This is a genomic window from Mesorhizobium sp. WSM4850, assembly GCF_055811735.1.
This window is the reverse complement of sequence record NZ_JBVVPV010000057.1, coordinates 12,490-33,264: the sequence shown is the minus strand read 5'-3', so window position 1 is coordinate 33,264 and position 20,775 is coordinate 12,490. Positions and strand designations below refer to the sequence as shown.

At 63.2% G+C, this 20,775-nt stretch carries 15 protein-coding genes and 2 pseudogenes; 6 read left to right on the top strand and 11 right to left on the bottom strand.

Going from position 1 to position 20,775, the window contains the following annotated elements; genetic code table 11:
• Positions 1–847: pseudogene (locus tag AC0L2Z_RS31595) on the bottom strand (PAS domain-containing sensor histidine kinase); the annotation flags it as partial.
• A 316-nt stretch (positions 848–1,163) separates the two neighbouring features.
• Positions 1,164–3,809, bottom strand: coding sequence for an aminopeptidase N (gene pepN / locus AC0L2Z_RS31590; protein WP_473630211.1), 2,646 nt, complete (start codon positions 3,807–3,809; stop codon positions 1,164–1,166).
• Positions 3,810–3,965: 156 nt separating this feature from the next.
• Here pepN and AC0L2Z_RS31585 point away from each other — a divergent pair, with 156 nt between their 5' ends.
• Both AC0L2Z_RS31585 and AC0L2Z_RS31580 read left to right on the top strand, forming a co-directional pair.
• Entirely contained in the window at positions 3,966–6,272 is a 2,307-nt protein-coding gene (locus AC0L2Z_RS31585; RefSeq protein ID WP_473630210.1) for a xanthine dehydrogenase family protein molybdopterin-binding subunit, read from the top strand.
• Between the two features lie 44 nt (positions 6,273–6,316).
• A complete protein-coding gene (locus tag AC0L2Z_RS31580) occupies positions 6,317–7,219 on the top strand; it encodes a DMT family transporter (protein ID WP_473630212.1) in 903 nt (300 codons plus the stop codon).
• Here the strand turns inward: AC0L2Z_RS31580 and AC0L2Z_RS31575 are convergent, their stop codons facing one another.
• The 3 genes from AC0L2Z_RS31575 to AC0L2Z_RS31565 all read right to left on the bottom strand — a co-directional run bounded on the left by AC0L2Z_RS31575 (position 7,220) and on the right by AC0L2Z_RS31565 (position 9,965).
• A complete protein-coding gene (locus tag AC0L2Z_RS31575; protein ID WP_473630209.1) occupies positions 7,220–8,032 on the bottom strand; it encodes a helix-turn-helix domain-containing protein in 813 nt (270 codons plus the stop codon).
• 274 nt (positions 8,033–8,306) lie between these two features.
• Entirely contained in the window at positions 8,307–9,194 is an 888-nt protein-coding gene (locus AC0L2Z_RS31570) for a uracil-DNA glycosylase (protein WP_473630208.1), read from the bottom strand.
• Between the two features lie 126 nt (positions 9,195–9,320).
• Positions 9,321–9,965, bottom strand: coding sequence for a hypothetical protein (locus AC0L2Z_RS31565; RefSeq protein ID WP_287212996.1), 645 nt, complete (start codon positions 9,963–9,965; stop codon positions 9,321–9,323).
• A gap of 239 nt (positions 9,966–10,204) precedes the next feature.
• Between AC0L2Z_RS31565 and AC0L2Z_RS31560 the strand changes: the two genes are divergently transcribed.
• Positions 10,205–11,884 carry an electron transfer flavoprotein-ubiquinone oxidoreductase gene (locus AC0L2Z_RS31560; protein WP_473630207.1) on the top strand — a complete coding sequence of 560 codons (1,680 nt, stop codon included), beginning with the start codon at positions 10,205–10,207 and terminating at the stop codon, positions 11,882–11,884.
• Between the two features lie 145 nt (positions 11,885–12,029).
• Positions 12,030–12,635 carry a DUF922 domain-containing protein gene (locus AC0L2Z_RS31555; RefSeq protein ID WP_128172683.1) on the top strand — a complete coding sequence of 202 codons (606 nt, stop codon included), beginning with the start codon at positions 12,030–12,032 and terminating at the stop codon, positions 12,633–12,635.
• Between the two features lies 1 nt (position 12,636).
• Here AC0L2Z_RS31555 and AC0L2Z_RS31550 read toward each other — a convergent pair whose 3' ends face one another.
• The 5 genes and pseudogenes from AC0L2Z_RS31550 to AC0L2Z_RS31530 all read right to left on the bottom strand — a co-directional run bounded on the left by AC0L2Z_RS31550 (position 12,637) and on the right by AC0L2Z_RS31530 (position 16,307).
• Complete coding sequence (locus AC0L2Z_RS31550; RefSeq protein ID WP_245277731.1) at positions 12,637–13,665, bottom strand: endonuclease/exonuclease/phosphatase family protein; 1,029 nt, start codon at positions 13,663–13,665, stop codon at positions 12,637–12,639.
• Positions 13,666–13,788: 123 nt separating this feature from the next.
• The gene (locus tag AC0L2Z_RS31545; protein ID WP_245277730.1) at positions 13,789–15,249 is read right to left on the bottom strand and encodes an AMP nucleosidase; all 1,461 of its coding nucleotides are present in this window, start codon (positions 15,247–15,249) and stop codon (positions 13,789–13,791) included.
• 126 nt (positions 15,250–15,375) lie between these two features.
• Entirely contained in the window at positions 15,376–15,570 is a 195-nt protein-coding gene (locus tag AC0L2Z_RS31540) for a hypothetical protein (RefSeq protein WP_128172684.1), read from the bottom strand.
• A 36-nt stretch (positions 15,571–15,606) separates the two neighbouring features.
• Positions 15,607–15,759: a hypothetical protein gene (locus AC0L2Z_RS31535; protein ID WP_287173901.1), complete on the bottom strand. Its 153-nt coding sequence runs from the start codon at positions 15,757–15,759 to the stop codon at positions 15,607–15,609.
• Positions 15,760–15,963: 204 nt separating this feature from the next.
• Positions 15,964–16,307: pseudogene (locus AC0L2Z_RS31530) on the bottom strand (DUF2147 domain-containing protein).
• A 463-nt stretch (positions 16,308–16,770) separates the two neighbouring features.
• Between AC0L2Z_RS31530 and AC0L2Z_RS31525 the strand changes: the two are divergent.
• Positions 16,771–17,037 (top strand): SEL1-like repeat protein, encoded by a 267-nt coding sequence (locus AC0L2Z_RS31525; protein WP_027152750.1) that lies wholly within the window; start codon positions 16,771–16,773, stop codon positions 17,035–17,037.
• 446 nt (positions 17,038–17,483) lie between these two features.
• On the top strand, positions 17,484–18,602 hold the full coding sequence (locus AC0L2Z_RS31520) for an ABC transporter substrate-binding protein (RefSeq protein ID WP_128172686.1): 1,119 nt from the start codon (positions 17,484–17,486) through the stop codon (positions 18,600–18,602).
• A 116-nt stretch (positions 18,603–18,718) separates the two neighbouring features.
• On the opposite strand, the gene AC0L2Z_RS31515 is transcribed toward AC0L2Z_RS31520, so the two are convergent.
• Complete coding sequence (locus AC0L2Z_RS31515) at positions 18,719–20,677, bottom strand: acetyl/propionyl/methylcrotonyl-CoA carboxylase subunit alpha (RefSeq protein ID WP_473630206.1); 1,959 nt, start codon at positions 20,675–20,677, stop codon at positions 18,719–18,721.
• Positions 20,678–20,775: the final 98 nt, after the last annotated feature.

Below are 20,775 nucleotides of genomic sequence, written 5' to 3'. Positions count from 1 at the left end.
CCAACACCCACCCCCACCATAACATCTGCCCGCCCCCCACCCCCCCCCCCCCCCGCCCCCCGCGCCCGCCCCCCCCCCCCATGCCCAGGCGGTGGCCCGCTTCGAGATAGATGCGGTCGGCGGTCTGGGCGCGCGCCGCCTGGCCGAAATAGGCATAGAGGACGATGATCAGCACGCCGGCCGTCAGCACGAACAGCGTGACGTTGAGCGAAACGGTCTTGCGCCACGTGTCGAAGACCGCATCCTGCGGGACGAGCGCTGCGGCAGCACCATTCCTGCCGTTTGCCAAGCTCACCGCGGCATACCATTCCTGGCCGCCGATGCTGACCTCCATCACCCCGGCGCGGTCGCCGAACATGAACAGCGGTTGACCGCCCTGGGCGATGGCGTCGAGCGACCGCCCTTCCCAGCCCGTCGATTGCGGTGTCACGGCAACGATCTTGAACGCGCTGTCGGTGACCGCAAGCACGTGGCTTCGGCCCATGGCGCCCTGACGGCTGATGCCCTCCAACAAGTCCTGCGTCGCGCCAGGCGTCGAGGCCATGTTCGCATCGACGCTGATCGAACTGGCCAGTTGGCCCGCCGCGAGCGAGAGGATCGCCTTGGCGTCGCGTTCCACGTCGTCGCGCTCGTGCATCAGCGACAGGAACCGCAGTGCCGCGATGACAATCAGGAAAATGATGATGAGGGCCGGTATCGATCGGCGCAGCAATGGCTCGGCTGCCAGAAGCCGTCGGTAGGCGGGTTCGGCGATGAGCCGCGCATTGCCGGCGAGACCGTCGCTTCCCGCCTCACGCTGCTCAAAACCCGTCCCTCCGGGCGCGCCCCACGCGTCCGCCTTCGCCATAAATGGCTCTCCCCGATCTTAAATCTGCTTGACGATCCGGCGACGCCGCACTTCCGAATCTTCAGCTAAAGAATCAAAGGTGATTCGGCTTGTCCATAGGCGCAGCGAAAAAAGATCAAAAATCGACTAAAATAATGGCTTTTCCGCCCGATGGTGCCGGGCGGCAACCTTTTAAGGTGTGTTGAGATTCAGGTCAGGCCGTGCCGAGAACGGTGGATTCCGAGAACCGGAGCGGAGCGTACTTTTTGGTACGTGAGCACCGGAAGCGCAGGAAGCCGCCGTTCGCAGGCCGGCATCACCTGAATATCAACATACCTTACGCCAGCGTGCGCTCAATGATGTCGCGCAAATCGGCCGACAGGTTCTCGGTATTGGCAATCGAAAGCAGCGCTTCCCTTGCCTTGCCCTGCCGGGCAGGTTCCAGCGAGCGCCATGATCTGAGTGCCGTCGCCAGCCTGGCGGCCAATTGCGGGTTGCGCTTTTCGACCTGCAGGACCGTTTCGACGAAAAACCGGTAGCCTTCGCCGTCGGCGCGATGGAAGCCGGTCTGGTTGGCGCTGGAAAACGTGCCGACGAGCGAGCGCACCCGGTTCGGGTTGGCCATTGAGAAGGCCGGGTGGCTGGTCAGGGCGCGCACCGCATGAATGGTTTGCGGGCCCGGCACGCTGGCCTGGATATGGAACCATTTGTCCATCACCAGCGGATCGGTCGCATATTTCGCTTCGAACTCCGCCAGCGCCTTGACCGTCTCGGGCGAACCGTTATGGCGCAGCGCAAGCACGCTCAATGCGGCGGCCCGGTCGGTCATGTTGGTCGCGGACTGGAAATGCCGGGCCGCAAGCGCCGCACCTCCATGCAGCAGCGATAGATAGTCGAGCAAGGTGTTGCGCAGCGCCCGGCGACCGGCGCTTGCCGCATCAGGACTGAAAGCGTCCTTGTCGGTCAGTCGATCGTAGAGGTCGGAGAATATCTCGCGATTCGCCTCGGCGATCGCGACCGTCAGCGCCTCGCGGGCCGAGAAAATGGCATCGGGGTCGATGTTCTTGCCGATGTCACGGGCGATATCGGCTTCGCTCGGAAGCGCCAGAGCCAGCGCCCGATAGGCCGGTTCGAGTGTCTCGTCGCCGGCTATTTTGCCGGCAAGCTCGATCAACCGCGATGCGAAACCGGGCTGCTTGCCGTCAAGGACTTGGCGGAAGGTGGATATCAGAGCCTCGGTCAAAAGCGTGTTGAACGCCTGCCAGCGCGAGAAGGTATCGTTGTCATGGCCAGCAAGGAAGAACTGATCGTCGGCCCTCTGCTCGACGGAAAGCGTCACCGGCGCCGAGAAGCCGCGGTTGAGCGACATCGCCGGGCGCTCAGTGACGCCCGAGAAGCGCACCATGTGCCGGCGCTTGCGGATATGGATGACGCCGTCCTCGACGCTGGCGCCCTCGACGCCGCCATATTCTACCGCTTTGCCGTCGGTGCCGACCAGGCTGAAGGCCAGCGGAATATGCATCAGCCGCTTGCGGCTTTCGGACGGCGTTGGCGGCACCGACTGCTCGATCTCGAGCGTGAATTCCTGGGCCGCCGCATTGTGCGTCGAACTGATGGTCAGATTGGGCGTGCCGGCCTGATGGTACCACAGCGAAAATTGCGCGAGGTCGCGCCCGGACACATCCTCGAACACCTTGATGAAGTCCTCGATGGTTGCAGCCTCGCCGTCATGGCGCTCGAAATAGAGATCCATGCCGGCCCGGAACGTCTCGGCGCCGAGAATGGTGCGGATCATGCGCACCACTTCCGAGCCCTTTTCGTAGACTGTCGCCGTGTAGAAATTATTGATCTCGCGGTAGCGGCGCGGTCGCACCGGATGCGCCAGCGGTCCCTGGTCTTCGGGAAACTGATGTGCCTTGAGCGTGCGCACTTCGGCGATGCGTTTCACCGCTCGCGATCGCTGGTCGGCGGAGAATTCGTGATCGCGGAAAACCGTCAGCCCTTCCTTCAGGCAAAGCTGGAACCAGTCGCGGCAAGTGATTCTGTTGCCAGTCCAATTATGGAAATACTCGTGCGCGATGATCGCCTCGATATTGGCGAAATCGGCGTCCGTTGCGGTCTCCTGGTCGGCCAGCACATACTTGTCGTTGAAGATGTTGAGGCCCTTGTTCTCCATCGCGCCCATGTTGAAGTCGGACACGGCGACGATGTTGAAGACGTCGAGGTCGTATTCGCGGCCGAACGCCTCCTCGTCCCATTTCATCGACCGTTTCAGGGCGTCCATGGCGTAGCCGGCGAGCCGCTCCTTGCCCGGCTCGACAAAGATGCCGAGCTCGACCTGGCGGCCGGACAATGTGACGAAGCTGTCCGCGACCTTGCCGAGAGCGCCTGCGACCAGCGCGAACAGATAGGACGGCTTGGGGAAGGGGTCGTGCCAGACTGCATAGTGCCAGCCGTCGGCAAGTTCGCCGCCGCCAGCCGGGTTGCCGTTGGAAAGAAGCAGTGGCGCCTCGTGGTGCGGCGCCTCAATGCGCACCGTATAGACCGACAGGATATCGGGACGGTCGAGAAAATAGGTAATGCGCCGAAAGCCCTCGGCCTCGCATTGCGTGCAATAGACGTTGCTCGAGCGATAGAGGCCCATCAGGGCTTCGTTGTGCGCCGGCGCCAGCTCGGTTTCGATCAGCAGCTGGAAACGGGCTGCTGCGGGCGGCGTGGTGATCGTCAACTGATCGGGCGTGGCGAAAAAATCGGTGGGCGCGAGTGTCTGGCCGTCGATTGCGATGCGGCCGAGCGTCAGGCCATCGCCGTCCAGCACCAGCGGCACTGACGCCGCGACGCCGTCACGGCGCTCGACCGTCAGCACGGCGATGACGCGCGTGGCTTCCGGCGACAGCCGGAAAGTCAGGCCGGTTTCCGGAATGAGATAGTCGGTGGGGCGATAGTCTTCGAGCTTGAAGACCTGGCCGGTGTCCGTGCGCATTTCCGTTGGTTTTCCTGTCGATTCCCGCAGCGGCAGGTGGGTCCGCTGGTCGAAGAAATGTGAAGCACGCGCTCTTTACACGAAACCGTCACTCGACAAAACTGGCGCAGCGCCTATTTCAGGCACTCGTTTTCCAATCATCGTCGCGAGGTATCCATGACCGTCGTCACACCGAAATTCGGCATGGGCGCCTCTGTGCTGCGTCGCGAGGACCAGGCCTTCCTAAAAGGTCTCGGTCGCTATACGGACGACATCCAGCCGGCCGACCTCCTGCACGGCTATGTCCTGCGCTCGCCGGTGGCCAAGGCAAGCTTCACCCTCGGTTCGACCGAGGCGGCCAAGGCGGCATCTGGTGTCCATCTGGTGCTGACCGGTGCGGATCTTGCTCATCTCGGCAAGCTGAAATCCGGCGTCATGCAGAGGCAGCCCGACGGCACCAAGGCGCCGACCCGCGACATTCCGGTCCTTTGCCGCGACCGGGTCAAATATGTCGGCGACGCCGTCGCCTTCGTCGTCGCCGACAGCCGCGCGCTGGCGCAGGACGCGGCCGAACTGATCGAGGTCGATTATGAGGGCGAGGATGCCGCGTCCGGCACCGCCACGGCGCTTGACGACGGCACGCCGCTGGTCTGGCCGGAACTCGGCTCCAACCGCGCCTTCAGCTACCACATCGGCGACAAGGCGAAGACCGCGGCGGCATTCGCCAGGGCGGCGTATGTCACCCGCATCGAATTCATCAACAACCGGCTGGTCTGCAACTACATGGAGCCGCGTTCGGCGATCGGCGAGTGGAACACGCAGGAGAACCGCTTCGTGCTGACCACAGGCTCGCAGGGCGTGCATTCCATGCAGCACATCCTGGCCGACATATTCAAGATCAAGAAGAATCAGCTGCGCGTCATCACGCCGGATGTCGGCGGCGGCTTCGGGCCGAAAAGCTTCGTCTATCGCGAGCATCCGCTGGTGCTGGAGGCCGCCAGGCGCCTTGGCCGCCCGGTGAAATGGGCCGGCGACCGCACCGAGCATTTCCTCACCGATGCGCAAGGCCGCGACAATGTCGTGACCGCCGAGATGGCTATGGACAAGGACGGCCGCTTTCTCGGCATGAAGGTCGATCTCCTCGCTAATATCGGCGCCTATATCTCGCAATACGGCCCGTTCATCCCCTATATCGGCGTCACCATGTCGACCGGCGTCTACGACATCCAGGCGCTCGACGTTTCGGTGACCGGCCTCTACACCAACACTTGCCCGGTCGATGCCTACCGCGGCGCCGGCCGTCCGGAAGCGGCATTCCTGCTGGAAAAGCTCGTCGACGCCTGCGCCCACGATCTGGGCTTGCCAGTCGAAGAGATCCGCCGGCGCAATTTCATCAGGCCCGAGCAGTTCCCTTACCGCACGCAGACCGACCGCCTCTATGATACCGGTGAATTCGCAGGCCATATGGAACGCGCCATCGAACAAGCGGAGTGGCAGGCGTTCCCGGAGCGACTGGCGCAGTCGAAGGCGGAAGGCAAAATCCGCGGCATCGGCATGGCGACCTATATCGAGGCCTGTGCCTTTCCCGGCTCTGAACCGGCCTTTGTCGAATTGAACGGCGACGGCACGGTGACGCTGAAGATCGGCACCCAGACCAACGGGCAGGGGCATGCGACCGCCTATGCGCAGTTCCTCTCGGAAAAGCTTCATCTCGACATCGGCAAGATTCATGTCCGCCAGGGCGACACCGACGAGCTGAAGGCCGGCGGCGGCACCGGTGGCTCGCGCTCCATTCCGATTGGCGGTGTGTCAGCTTCTCGCGCCGGCGAGGATCTGGCCATCAAGATCAGGCGCATCGCCGCCGATGAGCTGGAAGCCTCGGCGGACGACATCGAATTGTCCAACGGCGTTGCCCGCATCGTCGGCACCGACCGCACGATCGATTTTTCGAGCATCGCCAAGGCAGCCAAGAACCCGGACGATCTCAAGGGCTTTGGCGAGTTCGTGCAGGACGAATGCACCTATCCGAACGGCACCCACATCTGCGAGGTCGAGATCGATCCCGACACCGGCGTAACGGAAATTGTCCGCTATACGATCGTCGACGATTTCGGCGTCACCGTGAACCCTATGCTGCTGGCTGGCCAGGTGCATGGCGGCGTCGTCCAGGGCATCGGCCAGGCGCTGACCGAGAACACGGTCTATGACGAGGACGGGCAGCTGTTGACGGCAAGTTTCATGGACTATGCCATGCCGCGCGCCGACGATTTGCCGTTCTTCCATTTCGAGACCCGCAACGTGCCCTCGACCACCAATGCGCTCGGCATCAAGGGGGCAGGCGAGGCGGGCACGATCGGAGCGACGCCGGCCGCGCTCAACGCGGTGACGGATGCGCTCTATCGCGCCTACGGCATCAGGCACATCGACATGCCGGCAACGCCGGCGCGCATCTGGGCGGCGATCCAGGAAGCGGCTGCCAAGTGAACCCGACGAACCATCCCGGCGGGCACAACACGCTGACCGGGATCATGCTCAAGATCGTGTCGGTGGCGGTCTTCGTCGCCATGTCCTCCTGCATCAAGGCGGCGGGCACGGTGCCGGCGGGCCAGATCGTCTTCTTCCGCTCGTTCTTTGCCATCTTTCCGATCGTCGTCTTCTTGGCCTTTCAGGGAAAGCTTGGCACCGCGTTTTCGACCAAGCGCCCGCTCAACCACATTGCGCGTGGCGTTGTCGGCGTCTGCGCCATGGGGCTCGGCTTCTTCGCGCTGATTCGGCTGCCGCTGCCGGAAGCGATCGCGCTGAACTACGCACAGCCGCTGCTGGTGGTGGTGTTCAGTTCGATCTTCCTCGGCGAAGCGATCCGCGTCTATCGCTGGAGCGCGGTTGCGGTCGGACTGGTCGGGGTGCTGGTCATCTCATGGCCGGAACTGACGCTGCTGGGTTCGGGCGCAGCACTCGGCGATCAGGAGGTGCTCGGCGTCATCGCCGCACTGGTCGCGGCAGCGATCTCGGCCGTCGCCATGCTGCTGGTGCGCAACCTCGTCCAGAGCGAGCCGACGGCAACCATCGTGCTGTGGTTTTCGGTGACGGCGAGCCTCCTGGCCTTGCTGTCGCTGCCGTTCGGCTGGCAGGCGCTGACACCGGCGCAGGCGGGCCTGCTCATTGCTGCAGGCTTTTGCGGCGGGCTCGCCCAGATTCTGATGACGGCCGCCTATCGCCATGCCGAGGCCTCGGTCGTAGCGCCTTTCGAATACACTTCGATGCTACTTGGCATCGTTGTCGGCTATCTCGCCTTCGGCGACGTCCCGACGGGTCATATGCTCATCGGCGGCGTGATCGTCGTTGCCGCCGGCATCTTCATCATCTGGCGCGAGCGCCAGCTTGGCCTCGAACGCGCCCGCAGCCGCCAGGCGACCCCACCGCAAGGATGATCAGGACGGCTCGGCCCGCTCGTTCGCCAATCGCACCAGCACGGTCCTTGTCTGCTCATCGGCGGGGAAAAAAGATTCGATCGCCAGTTCCGACAGCGTCACGTCGAGCGGCGTGCCGAACACGGTGATGGTGCTGATGAACGACAGCACGGCATCGCCATGCGCAAGCCGCAGCGGGTGCACGATCGCGTTCGGCTCGACCGGCACCGGCCGTGCGCCGTTCAGGCCGGACGGATAGCTCCGAAGCTCGCGCTCCAGTTCGACCAGAACCGGGTCGCCTGAAGCGTCGTTCTGGTGTTTCAGCCGGTCGAGAAGATGCGCGCGCCATTCGGCCAGATTGACGATGCGCGGCGCGACGCCACCCGGGTGCAGGCTGAGCCGCAGCACGTTGACTGGCGGCTTCAGCAAGGAAGGCTCGGCAACATTGGCCAGGAACGGGCCGATGGCGGTGTTCGCCGACACCAGGTTCCAGTGCCGGTCGACAGCCAGAGCCGGGAAGGGTTCGTGCCCCTTGAGCACGATCTCGACCGCCGCCATCGCCGGCGCCAGCGAGGCATCGGTGAGCGGACGCTCGCTGAAGCTGGGGGCAAAGCCTGCGGCCAGCAGGAGCTGGTTGCGCTGCCTCAGCGGGATCGACAGCTGCTCGGCCAGATGCAGGACCATGTCGCGCGACGGTGCGGCGCGGCCGCTTTCCACGAAACTCAGATGCCGCTGCGAGATTTCGGCTTCCATGGCGAGGTCGAGCTGGCTCATGCGCCGGCGCGTGCGCCATTCGCGAATGAGGCTGCCGGCGGAAGTCTGGGTTGCGGTCATGGGCGCATGACTAGGCCGGCCGCAGATGCATTTCAATTACCGGGGAGGTTATAGGTACAGCATCACGTCGGAGATTTGCGAAAGCCGTGATGACAGCCAATCTCCCCCGTGTGGTCCCTCGTGGGGGAGATGCCTGGCAAGGCAGAGGGGGGCGCTGTCCCGCCGACCTATCGGAAGGCCACGAAAGTGGGCCATGCTTCGCGCCTCCCTCTGGCCTGCCGGCCATCTCCCCACGAGGGTACCACGAGGGGGGAGACTGGCTAATCTCGAACCCTCAACCCAGCGCCCGAAGCTTCGCCTTCACTTCAAGGAAATCCCGCCACGCCAGCTTCTTGTGCGCAGGGGTTCGCAAGAGATACGCCGGATGAAGCGTTGGCATGGCGGGGATGGCAATGCCGGCGGCGGTCGTGTGGACGCGCCAGTTGCCGCGCAGCCGCAGGATGCCCTCTGTGGTGTTGAGAAGGGTGCTTGCCGAGGGGCCGCCCAAATTGACCAGCACCTTCGGATTGACCAGCTCGATCTGCCGTTCGATGAACGGCCGGCAGATCTCGGTCTCGTGCGGCGTCGGCGTGCGGTTGCCCGGCGGCCGCCAGGGAATGACATTTGCGATGTAGGCCGAGGTCCGGTCGAGGCCGATCGCGGCCAGCATCCGGTCCAGCAGCCGGCCCGAGCGGCCGACGAACGGCAATCCCTCGATGTCCTCGTCGCGCCCGGGCGCCTCGCCGACCAGCATCACCGCGGCATTCGGATTGCCGTCGGCGAACACCAGGTTCTTGGCGGTGAATTTGAGGTTGCAGCCGTCGAATGCCGCCATGTGCTGGCGAAGCTCGTCCAGGGTCGCCGCCGTCGTCGCCAGGTGTCGCGCCAATGCCGCTTGCTGCTCGTCGGGCACTGTCGCCGTACCGGACGGCGCGCGCATCGCCGGCGCCGCAGCTTGCCTTTCGCCCATTCCGGCGCGTGACAGGCTTGTCGAGCGTGGCAGCGCTGCGTTCTCACCGGTTGGCGGCGTAACTGTCGCTGGCCCCCGCTCAGGCGGCTTTGACGCAGCCTCGGCAAACCTGTTCAGCGGCTCCTCTTCGAGCGCTTCATCGACGCCGGCGCTGGCGTAGAAGGCCAGCAGGTCGGCAATATCAGGTCGGTTGTCTGGGGAAACGGCAGTCATGCTTTCACATTCAGTCGCGCGGCAGGAATTTGCAACATCGTGATTGGCGCGATGCTTCATGATTTCGTCATCCAGGGCCTCAGCGACGTCGCTTCGCTCCTGCTTCGCCCCGGATGACGAAGTGGTTCAGCTCGACGGTATACGCGGATCCTGCACCAGATAGAACGTCCAGCGTGGTGTGTAGTCGGTGATCAGGTAATCGAATTTTGCCGTCTTCAACGGGTCGATCTTGCCGCTCTTGAACAGCAGCCGGTCATAGGGTTCGAAGTCGCGATCGAAATCGGCAAAGCTGCTCGACCAGATGTTGTCAGGCGTCTTGTTGCGCTGGTCGAACGACAGGCCGTCGCCGAACACGCTCGGCCGGTGGAGTATCTCCTGGAGCTCGAACTGGAACTCGACCCAGGCCTGGCCGCTGTTGTTGAGCACGTCGATGCGCATATACATGAGGCCGTTGGCAAATTGGCCCGCAGTGCCGAAGGGGTGGATCGGCTTTGTCGTGCGGATTGTCAGTGTCACTGGTGTCGCCGAATTCAGCTCTTCGGTGATGACAAGCGGGTCCTCCTTTGTCCCGATGCCCGAGGCGCTGGTGATGCGAAAGCCGCCCAGCTCGTCGGAAAAGGAGTAGGCTCCGGCCACCCAGACCCTTTGCGGCTCGGCGTGGGCGCCAACGGACGCCAGCGGCAAAAGGGCCAAAACGAGCGCCCGGCAAATCCGTCCGGGCGACGAAAAAAAGCGCGTCGATGAAAAGCCGGATGGCCCGTATGTGCGCATGGTGCGAAGTATGGCCGATAAGCAAGCCGTCGAACAATTAAAAAAAATCAGGGCAACGGCTCTGTTTGGACCCGGATCGATGTTGGTGGACCCGCAAATCGCGATTTTGTAGTACGATGCGCGGCCTTTTTGACGAAATCGGCATTGTCACGTCAGCGCCGGTTTCGCGTCGCGAATTGATGCGCTATGCAGCGGATAAGCCAGCAAGATGCGCAAATGCGGCAGCCAGTGAGGGGTTGATGAGCGAGATCGAACGCGAAAGCATGGAATTCGACGTGGTCATCGTCGGCGCCGGTCCGGCCGGCCTCGCTGCCGCTATCCGTCTCAAGCAGGTCAATCCCGAGCTTTCCGTCGTCGTCCTGGAAAAGGGCGGCGAAGTCGGCGCCCACATCCTGTCCGGCGCCGTCGTCGATCCGATCGGCATCGACCGGCTGCTGCCGGGCTGGCGTGACGAGGAGGGACATCCGTTCAAGACGCCGGTCACGGCAGACCATTTCCTGGTCCTCGGCCCCGCCGGTTCGTTCCGTCTGCCCAATATCCTGATGCCGCCGCTGATGAACAACCACGGCAACTACATCGTTTCGCTCGGCAATGTCTGCCGCTGGCTGGCGACCAAGGCCGAGGCGCTGGGCGTCGAGATCTATCCGGGCTTTGCCGTCGTGGATCTCATTTACAGTGACGAGGGCGCGGTCACCGGCGTTGTCACCGGCGACATGGGCGTCGAGAAGGATGGCACGCGTGGCCCTGGCTTCGCGCCGGGCATGGCGCTGATGGGCAAATATGTGCTGATCGGCGAGGGCGCGCGCGGCTCGCTGGCCAAGCAGTTGATCGCCAAATACCATCTTTCCGACGGCCGCGAGCCCGGCAAATACGGCATCGGTCTCAAGGAGCTCTGGCAGGTCAAGCCGGAGAACCATCGGCCGGGCCTTGTCCAGCACTCCTTCGGCTGGCCGCTCGACATGAAGACCGGCGGTGGCTCCTTCCTCTACCATCTGGAGGACAACCAGGTGGCGGTCGGCTTCGTCGTCCACCTCAATTACAAGAACCCCTATCTGTCGCCGTTCGACGAGTTCCAGCGCTTCAAGACCCACCCGGCGATCAGGGGTACATTCGAGGGCGGCAAGCGGCTCGGCTATGGCGCCCGTGCCATCACCGAGGGCGGCTGGCAATCAGTGCCGAAACTGTCCTTCCCCGGCGGCGCGCTGATCGGGTGTGCTGCCGGCTTCGTCAACGTGCCGCGCATCAAGGGCTCGCACAATGCCGTGCTCTCCGGAATGCTGGCGGCCGAGCATGTCGCCGAGGCGATCGGCGCCGGCCGCGCCAATGACGAACTGGCTTCCTACGAGGCGGCATGGCGGGCAACCGACATCGGCAAGGATTTGAAGAAGGTGCGCAACGTCAAGCCCTTGTGGTCGCGCTTCGGCACCGTCGTCGGCGTCGGCATCGGCGGCCTCGACATGTGGCTGAATTCGCTGTTCGGGTTCTCGCCTTTTGGCACGCTGAAGCACGGCAAGGCCGATCATGCGACGCTGGATCCGGCCGCCAGGCATAAGAAGATCGCCTATCCGAAGCCGGACGGCGTGCTCACCTTCGACCGCCTGTCCTCGGTGTTCCTGTCCAATACCAACCACGAGGAAAACGAGCCTGTCCACCTGCTGGTCGCGGATATGGATCTGCAGCGGCGTTCCGAGCACGATGTCTATGCCGGGCCCTCGACACGCTACTGCCCGGCCGGCGTCTACGAATGGGTCGACAAGGATGGCAACGCCGCCGCCGATCCCGCGGCGAAGGACGTGCGCTTCGTCATCAACGCGCAGAACTGCGTCCACTGCAAGACCTGCGACATCAAGGATCCGAACCGAAACATTACCTGGGTGCCGCCACAAGGTGGAGAGGGACCAGTCTACCAAAACATGTAGCCCAGCAAGCCAGAACGGCCCGGCGGCCGTCTCGCCCGTTGACCAAAATGAAAGCGCGTGAAGGCCTATTATATGTGCGGCGTCTAAAAGAAGTTGAAGCGGGGCGGCGCCTGTGGTTCCATTCTTTCTGACCCGGGAGATGACCATGCGCCTGGCGGTTCTGACGTGCCTTGTGGCGATTGGCGGCTTGTGCGGCTTCGCACCGCCGGCATTGGCTGACACGAAGGTGCTGGTCAAGACCCGGACCTACGACATCACTGGAACCACGGGCGCCGCCCTGATCGAGGCCATGGACCGCAACGGTCCGAAGCGGCACGGCTTCATGACGCATGCCATCGCGCTGGCCGCCTATACCGTGGATTGGGACCTTGACGTCACAAGGGAGGGTGGTGTCTGCCGTCTGCGCCAAGCCAATGGCACGCTCGATCTCACCTACACCTTGCCGCGTTTGGCCTCAGCCGCGACGCCGGCGCTGCAGAAGCGCTGGAAGCGGTTTTTCGCGGGCGTTCGTGCTCACGAGCATAACCATGGCCGCATCGCCAGGACAATGATGCGGGCGACCGAGAAATCGATCACTGGACTGGAGTTCGCCGATAACTTGTTTTGCAGCAAGACGCACCGCGAGGCGAGGCGCCGGATTAAGGCCGTCTATGCCGAATACGAGGCGAAACAGAACGCCTTCGACGCGCGCGAGCATCGCGACGGCGGCCATGTCGAGCACCTCATCAGGGCGCTGTTGCGCAAGCAGTAGCTCAGCCTCGGGTCCTGCCGTTCTGTCTCACCGATGCCGTCGCGGTTTCTTGTTCGTCGACCGGCTTCTTCTGTTCCTGCCTGAGCGAGAACTCCACCATCAGCGGAAGATGGTCGGAGCCGGTGTTTTCTAGCCTCGACACCGAATGGATGAGAACCGCGCCCTTGCTGAAAACAAGGTCGATCGGCAGTCCGGCGAAGCGCAGGAATTCCGGCAGCTTGATAGGGAGCCAGGTCGGCCCCGGCGAAGGCGCCACGGTCAGCTTGCCAAGACCTGCGACGCGCCGGACGGCGGCGCTCCACGGCGCTGCATTGCAGTCGCATGCCATGATCGATGTCTCGCCAAGCGAGGCGAACTCCCCCGACAATCCGCCGATCTGCCGTGACTGGTTGCGCGGCCATGGCCAGGTGAGGTGCATGGCGGCGACGTCGACTTCGGTTCCGCCGAAATCGACCGTCGCGATGGCCATCGCGCCGCGGCCATAGCAGCGCGGTTGCGCGCCGGCGGCAAACGACCGTCTGGACAGCAGCGCAACGCCGAATACGCCATTGGGGTAGGGGCAGAAGATCCGGTAAGGGTAGGCGCTTGCAACATGGCCAAGTTTCGCCTTCCACATGTCGGACACCTCGTCGAGGGTGATCACATCAGGCTGGGTCCGGCCGATCAGCGACAGGACTTTTTCAGGCGTTGAATTGTTGAACCGCAGGTTCATCTGCAGCAGGCGGTAGACCGCCTGATCACCGGGGTAGACCGCCTGATCGCCGGCCTCGACTTCGTAGGCTGCCTGGACCGGCCACAGGCGGGGCACCGACAGGGCGTTCGACGTGGTGGCAAAGGCAGCCACCGCAAAGAGCAGCCCTGTGGCCGCCTGCAGGCGAAACGAGGTCGCCAGCAGCGGCAGCGCGCAAAGCGCCATCAGCACGGCAAGATGAACGCGGAAATGAGCGAAGGAATCGAAGGCCGGATGCAGCGTTCCGAAAAACCCGGCCACCAGCGCGACCGAGAAGACGAGCATTGCGACGAATGCCATCGAAGCCATCATGTCTCGAACGGGTGCCATCTACTTTGCTTATCGGCAGAAATGCAGCCAATCAAGATGGTGAAACGCCCTGCCGCGCTGTTACCATACTCCGATCGATGAAAGCCGCCGTTCCTACTGGAACGCCGTCTCCGAAAAGCTTCTGAGCTTGCGCGAATGCAACCGTTCCATCGGCATCTCGGCCAGCTTTTCCATCGCCCTGATGCCGATGGTCAAATGCTGTGCCACTTGCCGCTTGTAGAACTCGGTCGCCATGCCGGGCAGCTTCAATTCGCCATGCAGCGGTTTGTCGGAGACGCAAAGCAGCGTACCGTAGGGTACGCGGAAGCGGAAGCCATTGGCGGCGATCGTCGCCGACTCCATGTCGAGCGCGATCGCCCGTGACTGCGACAGCCGCTGCACTGGTCCACGCTGGTCGCGCAACTCCCAGTTGCGGTTGTCGATGGTAGCGACTGTGCCGGTGCGCATGATACGCTTGAGGTCATAGCCGGAAAGGCCGGTGACTTCGGCGACCGCCTCCTGCAGCGCCACCTGGATTTCGGCCAGCGGCGGGATCGGCACCCAGACCGGAAGATCGTCGTCCAGAACATGGTCTTCCCGCACATAGGCGTGCGCCAGCACATAGTCGCCCAGCGCCTGGGTGTTGCGCAGGCCGGCGCAATGGCCGAGCATCACCCAGGCATGCGGCCTGAGCACCGCTATGTGGTCGGTGATCGTCTTGGCGTTGGAGGGGCCGACGCCAATATTGACCATGGTGATGCCGCCATGGTTCGGCTTCTTCAGATGATAGGCCGGCATCTGCGGCAGGCGCGGCGGCGCCACGCCATGGCTGGGCGCATTTTGTCCAGCCTTGGTGACGACGTTTCCCGGCTCGACGAATTCGACATATCCGCCGCCGCCTTTCGCCATAAGATCGTGCGCACGGGCGACGAATTCGTCGATGTAGAACTGGTAGTTGGTGAACAGCACGAAATTCTGGAAATGCTGCGGACTGGTCGCCGTGTAGTGCGACATCCGGTGCAACGAGTAGTCGATGCGTTGCGCCGTGAACGCCGCCAATGGCCTGGCTTCGCCTAGCGCCACTTCGAACGTGCCGTTGGCGATCTGGTCGTCGGTGCCGTCGAGATCCGGCACGTCGAACAGGTCACGGATCGGCCGCCTGATGCGCTCGGCTGCCGCGCCGTCGACATGCGAGCCTTCCAGGAACGCGAAATGCAGCGGGATGGGCGTCGTCGATTCCGAGACCGTGACCGGAACGCCGTGATTGCGCATGATCAGGCGAAGCTGTTCGATGAGATAGCGTTCGAAAAGGGCGGGCTGGGTTATGGTGGTCGAGAAATGCCCAGGCGTCGGCATATGGCCGTAAGCCTGCCGCGAGTCGATCTGGGTGAACGAAGTCGTGGTGACACCGACCTCCGGATAAAACGCCCGGTAGCGCTTGTTGTTGTCGCCGCCTGCGGCGAGCGCCGTAAACGAATCGCGCAGGAATTTGGTGTTGCGGTCGTAGAGCGCCTGCAAGGCCGCGACGGCCTTTGCTGCATCATTGAAGATCTGCCGGCCAAATGGCTCCGGCATCACGACTGAGTCTATGGCTTGGGGGTAGATTCGCTTTTCCATGACCCAATATAGAGGCTTGGCCACGCGGTTGGGAGGGGGCCGAAGGGTCGTTTTTTGTTTTGAGTTTCGATGAAGGCCGATTGCCTAACCACGCCGCAGGCTGATCAGCAGCACAAAGCCGACGCCGGTCTTCTTCAGCGCCGGCGCTTCGATCGTCGAGCCGGCATCGGCGCGCATCGTCGGCACGGCCAGAACCGGCGCGGCAAGAACCATCAGGATGAGCGTCGCCCGCGGCACTAGCCGAAGGGTCTTGCGGGCGTTGGCGGCGATGCGGTCCATGGTTTTTGCTTTTCTCCTCTCGAAGACTTTGTCGGTTCAGGGGCGAAAATGGTTCACGCAATCGAACCGGCAGGAATTGGCCTGGTCCCAGGAACGGGCCGGGCGCCCGGCCTCTGCAACGAGGATGGCGAACGCCATGCCGAACAGGCTCATTAGCAGGCAGACGATGGCGAAGCGGCGGGCGAACATGGCGTGGTTCTCCTTCAACACGCATGACAATGCCCTGGTGCAACTGAACCGGCTCTGATGCCGGTGTTCATCTGCGGTTCAAATTTGGACTGTTAGGGCGCAGAAGGCGCAGCCTGCGCGATCGATCGGTGTTCCCAAACACAGAGGCGCGAACAAAAACGGGGCCTTTGCGGCCCCGTGTTCATTGTGCGGCAGTCGAAACGATCAGAGCTTGTGCCAGGTCTGGCTCCTGCAGATCAGCCCGCCGAGCACGCAGCCGCTCATCTTGAGCGAAGCGCCTGAGACCGAGGCCTTGCCCGAATAGGTCTTGTCGGTCTCCGGGTCGGTATCGTACCCGTGTATTTGTTGGCGCCGGACACCTTGAAGGAACCGATACGCTTGCCGGCAAACTTGCCGGATTTGAGCGTGATGGAAAATGCGTCGCCACCGCCCGTGATGGCGGCGGTCGAACCGGCTTGCGTTTTCCAGTTGCCTTCGATCGGGTCGGCCCAAGCGGTGCCGGCCATGATCAATGTGGCCGCGAGGCCCATGCTGATTTTGCGAAACATGTTTCTCCTCCCTGTGGACATCCGGACGAACGTTCCGCCCCGCCAGTCTGCCTCTTACGCAAACGTAAGCTAATCCACCTCCCGGCAAAACAAAAGCGGTGCCGCTGCGGAAGACTTCGGGATTTTTCCCGGCCGCCTGAAGCGGTCTGGTCGGCGAGAAATGAAATGCCGGGCATGCTGGCTTTGTCTTCCGTGGTTAGCGGAGTCTTGATTTGCGCCTCGCAAATTTTCATCAATTTTGGCGCAAACCGGCGCAATTGCTGGCTTTGCATCGTTAATGAATTTCGGCGTTTACCTCTTGTTTTAGCTTTGTTTTCCTCAAATTAAGCACGCCGTTTAACGACGGATTCAAGCCTTCGGTTCATTCTCGAAAGCATCGAAAGAGCGGCCGCCCCAAGGGTTTCCAGGGGACAGAACGAGGCAGCTCTCGGGAGCCTGACAGGGGCTAGAACAGGGGATTGAAATGGCACGTTTTGAAATGCCTGAAGCCGGCTTCGGCGCCATGGGGGCAACTGCCCAGGCCGACATTCTTTTCGAACTGGGCATGATGTATGCGACCGGCCGCGATTGCGAGACCGATGTCGTCGCCGCCCACAAATGGTTCAACATCGCTGCGATCAAGGGCTCGGTCCGGGCCGCGGAACTGCGCTCGGAATTGTCGGCCGCCATGTCGAAAGTCGAGATCGCCAGGGCGCTGCGCGAAGCCCGCGAATGGATGACGATGCACTAAGTCTCACCTGAACTCATCATGTACTGAGATCACCGACAGGGACGCTTCAAGGCCGCGCAAGACGGCCGGACCGGCAAGAACAAGGCCGCGCAAGACGGCCGGACCAACAATGACAAGAACGCCGCAGGCCGGATACAGCCCAGCTGCGCGACGGACAGGGAAGGCGAGCGGTTTTCGGGGCGCGCGTAGCGTTCGGGATTGTTCGATCGACAAAAGCCGCGACCGGCCGGAACAAGGCCGGCGCGGCTTTTCGCGTTTTCGGACCATGGTCCCAAAAAGTGGAAACCGGTTTTTGGAAGAAGATCATGGCCAAACAGAAAGGCGGCAGGCCCAATCGAGTGCCGCCGATGCGCCAAGACAGGCTTGGCGAACGGTGAAATTCTCCCACCTAATCTGGAAGAGGCGCGGTCGGAGCGGCCGCGCGCGAGTGGAGGAGTTGTATCGCAATGAAAAAGTTGGGTATTTTGAGCGCGGCCATTGTCGGCCTGGTGATGAGCGCGCCGGCCTTCGCCGAAGACATCACCTTTTCGGTGGTCGGACCGATGACCGGACAGCTTGCCACCATCGGCGACCAGTTCAAGCAGGGCGCGCAAGCCGCCGCCGACGCGATCAACGCCGCCGGCGGCGTCGACGGCCGCCAGATCAAGCTCGACGTCCAAGATGACCAGTGCGATCCGAAGCAGGCGGTTTCGGTCGCAAACCGCATCGTCGCCAACGGCGTCAAGTTCATCGATGGCCATGCCTGCTCGGGCTCGAGCATCCCGGCCTCGGCCGTCTATGCCGAAGCCGGTGCGATGATGATGAGTCCGGCTTCGTCGAACCCGGAGCTGACGGACGCGGCGGCGAAATCCGGCTGGCCGACGATCATGCGCCTTTATACGCGCGATGATGCGCAGGGCGCCTTCATCGGTCCATGGATCGCCAAGAAATACGCCGGCAAGAAGGTCGTCATCATGCATGACAAGAGCGCCTATGGGCAGGGCGTGGCCGATGCCGTCAAGGCGACGATGAACCAGAACGGCCTCAACGAGATCCTCTACGAGGGCATCAACGCCGGCGAAAAGGACTATTCGGCGCTTGTCACCAAGCTCAAGGAACTGAAGGCTGATGTGGTCTATTTCGGCGGCTACCACCCAGAGGCCGGCCTCATCCTGCGCCAGTCGGCGGAACAGGACTTCAAGTTCCAGCTGATCATGCCGGACTCGATTGCCACGCCGGAATTCTGGCAGGTTGCCGGCCCGGCCGGCGAAGGCACCATGTTCGTCTTCCCGTCGGATCCGCAGGCGAAGCCCGAAGCCAAGCAGGCCATCGAAAAGATCAAGGCGGGCGGCTTCGTGCCCGAGGGCTTTACGCTGTTCTCCTATGCCGTGATCCAGGCCTTTGCCGAGGGTATCAAGCGCGCCGGCAGTGACGACCCGGCCAAGGTTGCCGAAGCGCTGAAGAATGGCCAGCCGATCAGCACCGTCGTCGGCCCTGTCACTTTCGATGAAAAGGGCGACCTCAAGAACGTCAGCTACGACATCAACCAGTGGCACGACGGCAAATACGCGCCGATCCAGCCTTGATCGCCGGCTTTGCCTGGCGACAATCGGAGATGGCCGGGGCAGATCCGGCCATTTTCATTTGGTGATGCGTTTGTGGCGCGCGTCTTCCGTCGTCGCCTCTCCTTGGATGAACAGCGTCAGCCGTGGGCTTCCTCGGCAAAACGCACCAGCACCGTCCCATCGGTGACCTGCGCGCCCTCTGTTGCGATCTCGGTGATCGTCCCGTCATGCGTGGCGGAAATCGTGTGCTCCATCTTCATCGCTTCCAGGATCAACAGCGGCTGGCCCTTGATGACGGTTTCGCCTTTTGCCGCGCGCACCAGCTTGACCAGTCCCGGCATCGGCGCGCGCAGGCTGTCGGCACCGGCGGCGATTTCGTCGGCCCTTGCCAACGGGTCCGGCACCGCGAAGCTGTAGCCGACGGCGCCTGAAAAGACAGTGACATGGCCTGGCCAGCGGGCGAGGCGAGGGGCAGCGCGAAGATCAAGCGCGCTGTCATAAGGTTCGTCCAGTGCCACCTGGAAGCGCCCGTCCGGCCGCATCGATACAAGCGCCAGGATATCGTCCTCGCCGTAGCGAAGCCGCGTGCGCCGCGCCATCGCGTGGAAATGCGCATAGCCGGCAAGCGACGACCACGGGTCGCGGGTCGGCGCCTGAGCCCCGGCGCCGGACGCCGCAAGTGCGGCTGCAGCGACGATCTCGCTGCTCGGCGGCGGCACTGCGGTCAGCGCTTGCTGATGCCTGCCGATCAGCCCGGTGTCGACGTCACCTGCCGAAAAATCCGCGTCAGCGGCGAGAGCCGCGAGAAAGGCGGTGTTGACGGTCGAGCCGGCAATCTCGGTTTGCGAAAGGGAAATGCCCAGTGCCTCGAGCGCCGCCTGCCTGTTCTTGCCGTGGACGACGAGCTTGGCGATCATCGGGTCGTAGAACGGCGAGATGGCATCGCCGGTCCGCACGCCGGTCTCGATCCGCATGCTGGCGCCCTCCGGCACTGTATCCGGAAATTTCAGGTGATGCAGCGTGCCCGTCGCCGGCAAAAAGCCCTTTGCCGCGTCCTCGGCATAGATGCGCGCCTCGAAGGCGTGACCGGAGAGCGCAATCTCGCTCTGCGTCTTCGGCAGCTTTTCGCCGGACGCCACCCGCAACTGCCATTCGACCAGATCGGTGCCGGTGACCATTTCGGTGACGGGATGCTCGACTTGCAGGCGAGTGTTCATTTCCATGAACCAGAAGCGGTCGGCCTTCAGCCCTTGCGAGGCGTCGACGATGAACTCGATCGTGCCGGCGCCGGAATAGTCGATCGCCTTGGCGGCCTTCACCGCCGCCTCCGTCATTGCCTTGCGCAATGCCGGCGTCATCCCGGGGGCGGGGGCTTCCTCGATCACCTTCTGATGGCGCCGCTGCGCCGAGCAATCGCGCTCGTAAAGATGCACGACATTGCCGAAGATATCGCCGAAAACCTGAACCTCGATGTGGCGCGGCTTGTCGACATATTTCTCGACCAGCACGCGGTCGTCGCCGAACGCGGCCTTGGCCTCGCGCCGCGCACCCGACAGCGCCTCGGAAAAGTCGTCGGGATGTTCGACGCGCCGCATGCCCTTGCCGCCGCCGCCGGCGCGCGCCTTGATCAGCACGGGATAGCCGATCTCGCGTGCCTTGGAGGCGAGCAGCACGATCTCCTGCGCCTCGCCGTGATAGCCCGGCACAACCGGCACGCCGGCCTTCTCCATCAGCCGCTTGGCCGCGTCCTTCAGCCCCATGGCGCGGATCGAGGCGGCCGACGGGCCGATGAAGACGAGCCCGGCCGCTGTCACCTGATCGACGAAATCAGGGTTTTCCGACAGAAAACCGTAGCCGGGATGGATGGCTTCGGCGCCGGTGGCCAAAGCCGCCGCGACGATCTTGTCGCCGCGCAGATAACTTTCGCCGACCGGCGAGGGTCCGATATGCACCGCTTCGTCGGCCATCTCGACATGCAAGGCGCCGGCGTCGGCGTCGGAATAGACGGCGACCGTGCGCACGCCCATCCTGCGCGCGGTGCGGATCACCCGGCAAGCGATCTCGCCGCGGTTGGCGATCAGGATTTTGGCGAACATGGGACCTCCAAAGCCAGAGCTTGCCGCCAACGGCGCGAATGCTCCTTCACGCGGGCTGTGGCAACACCCTGCTTTGCAGTCCGGCCATTGTCAAAGGA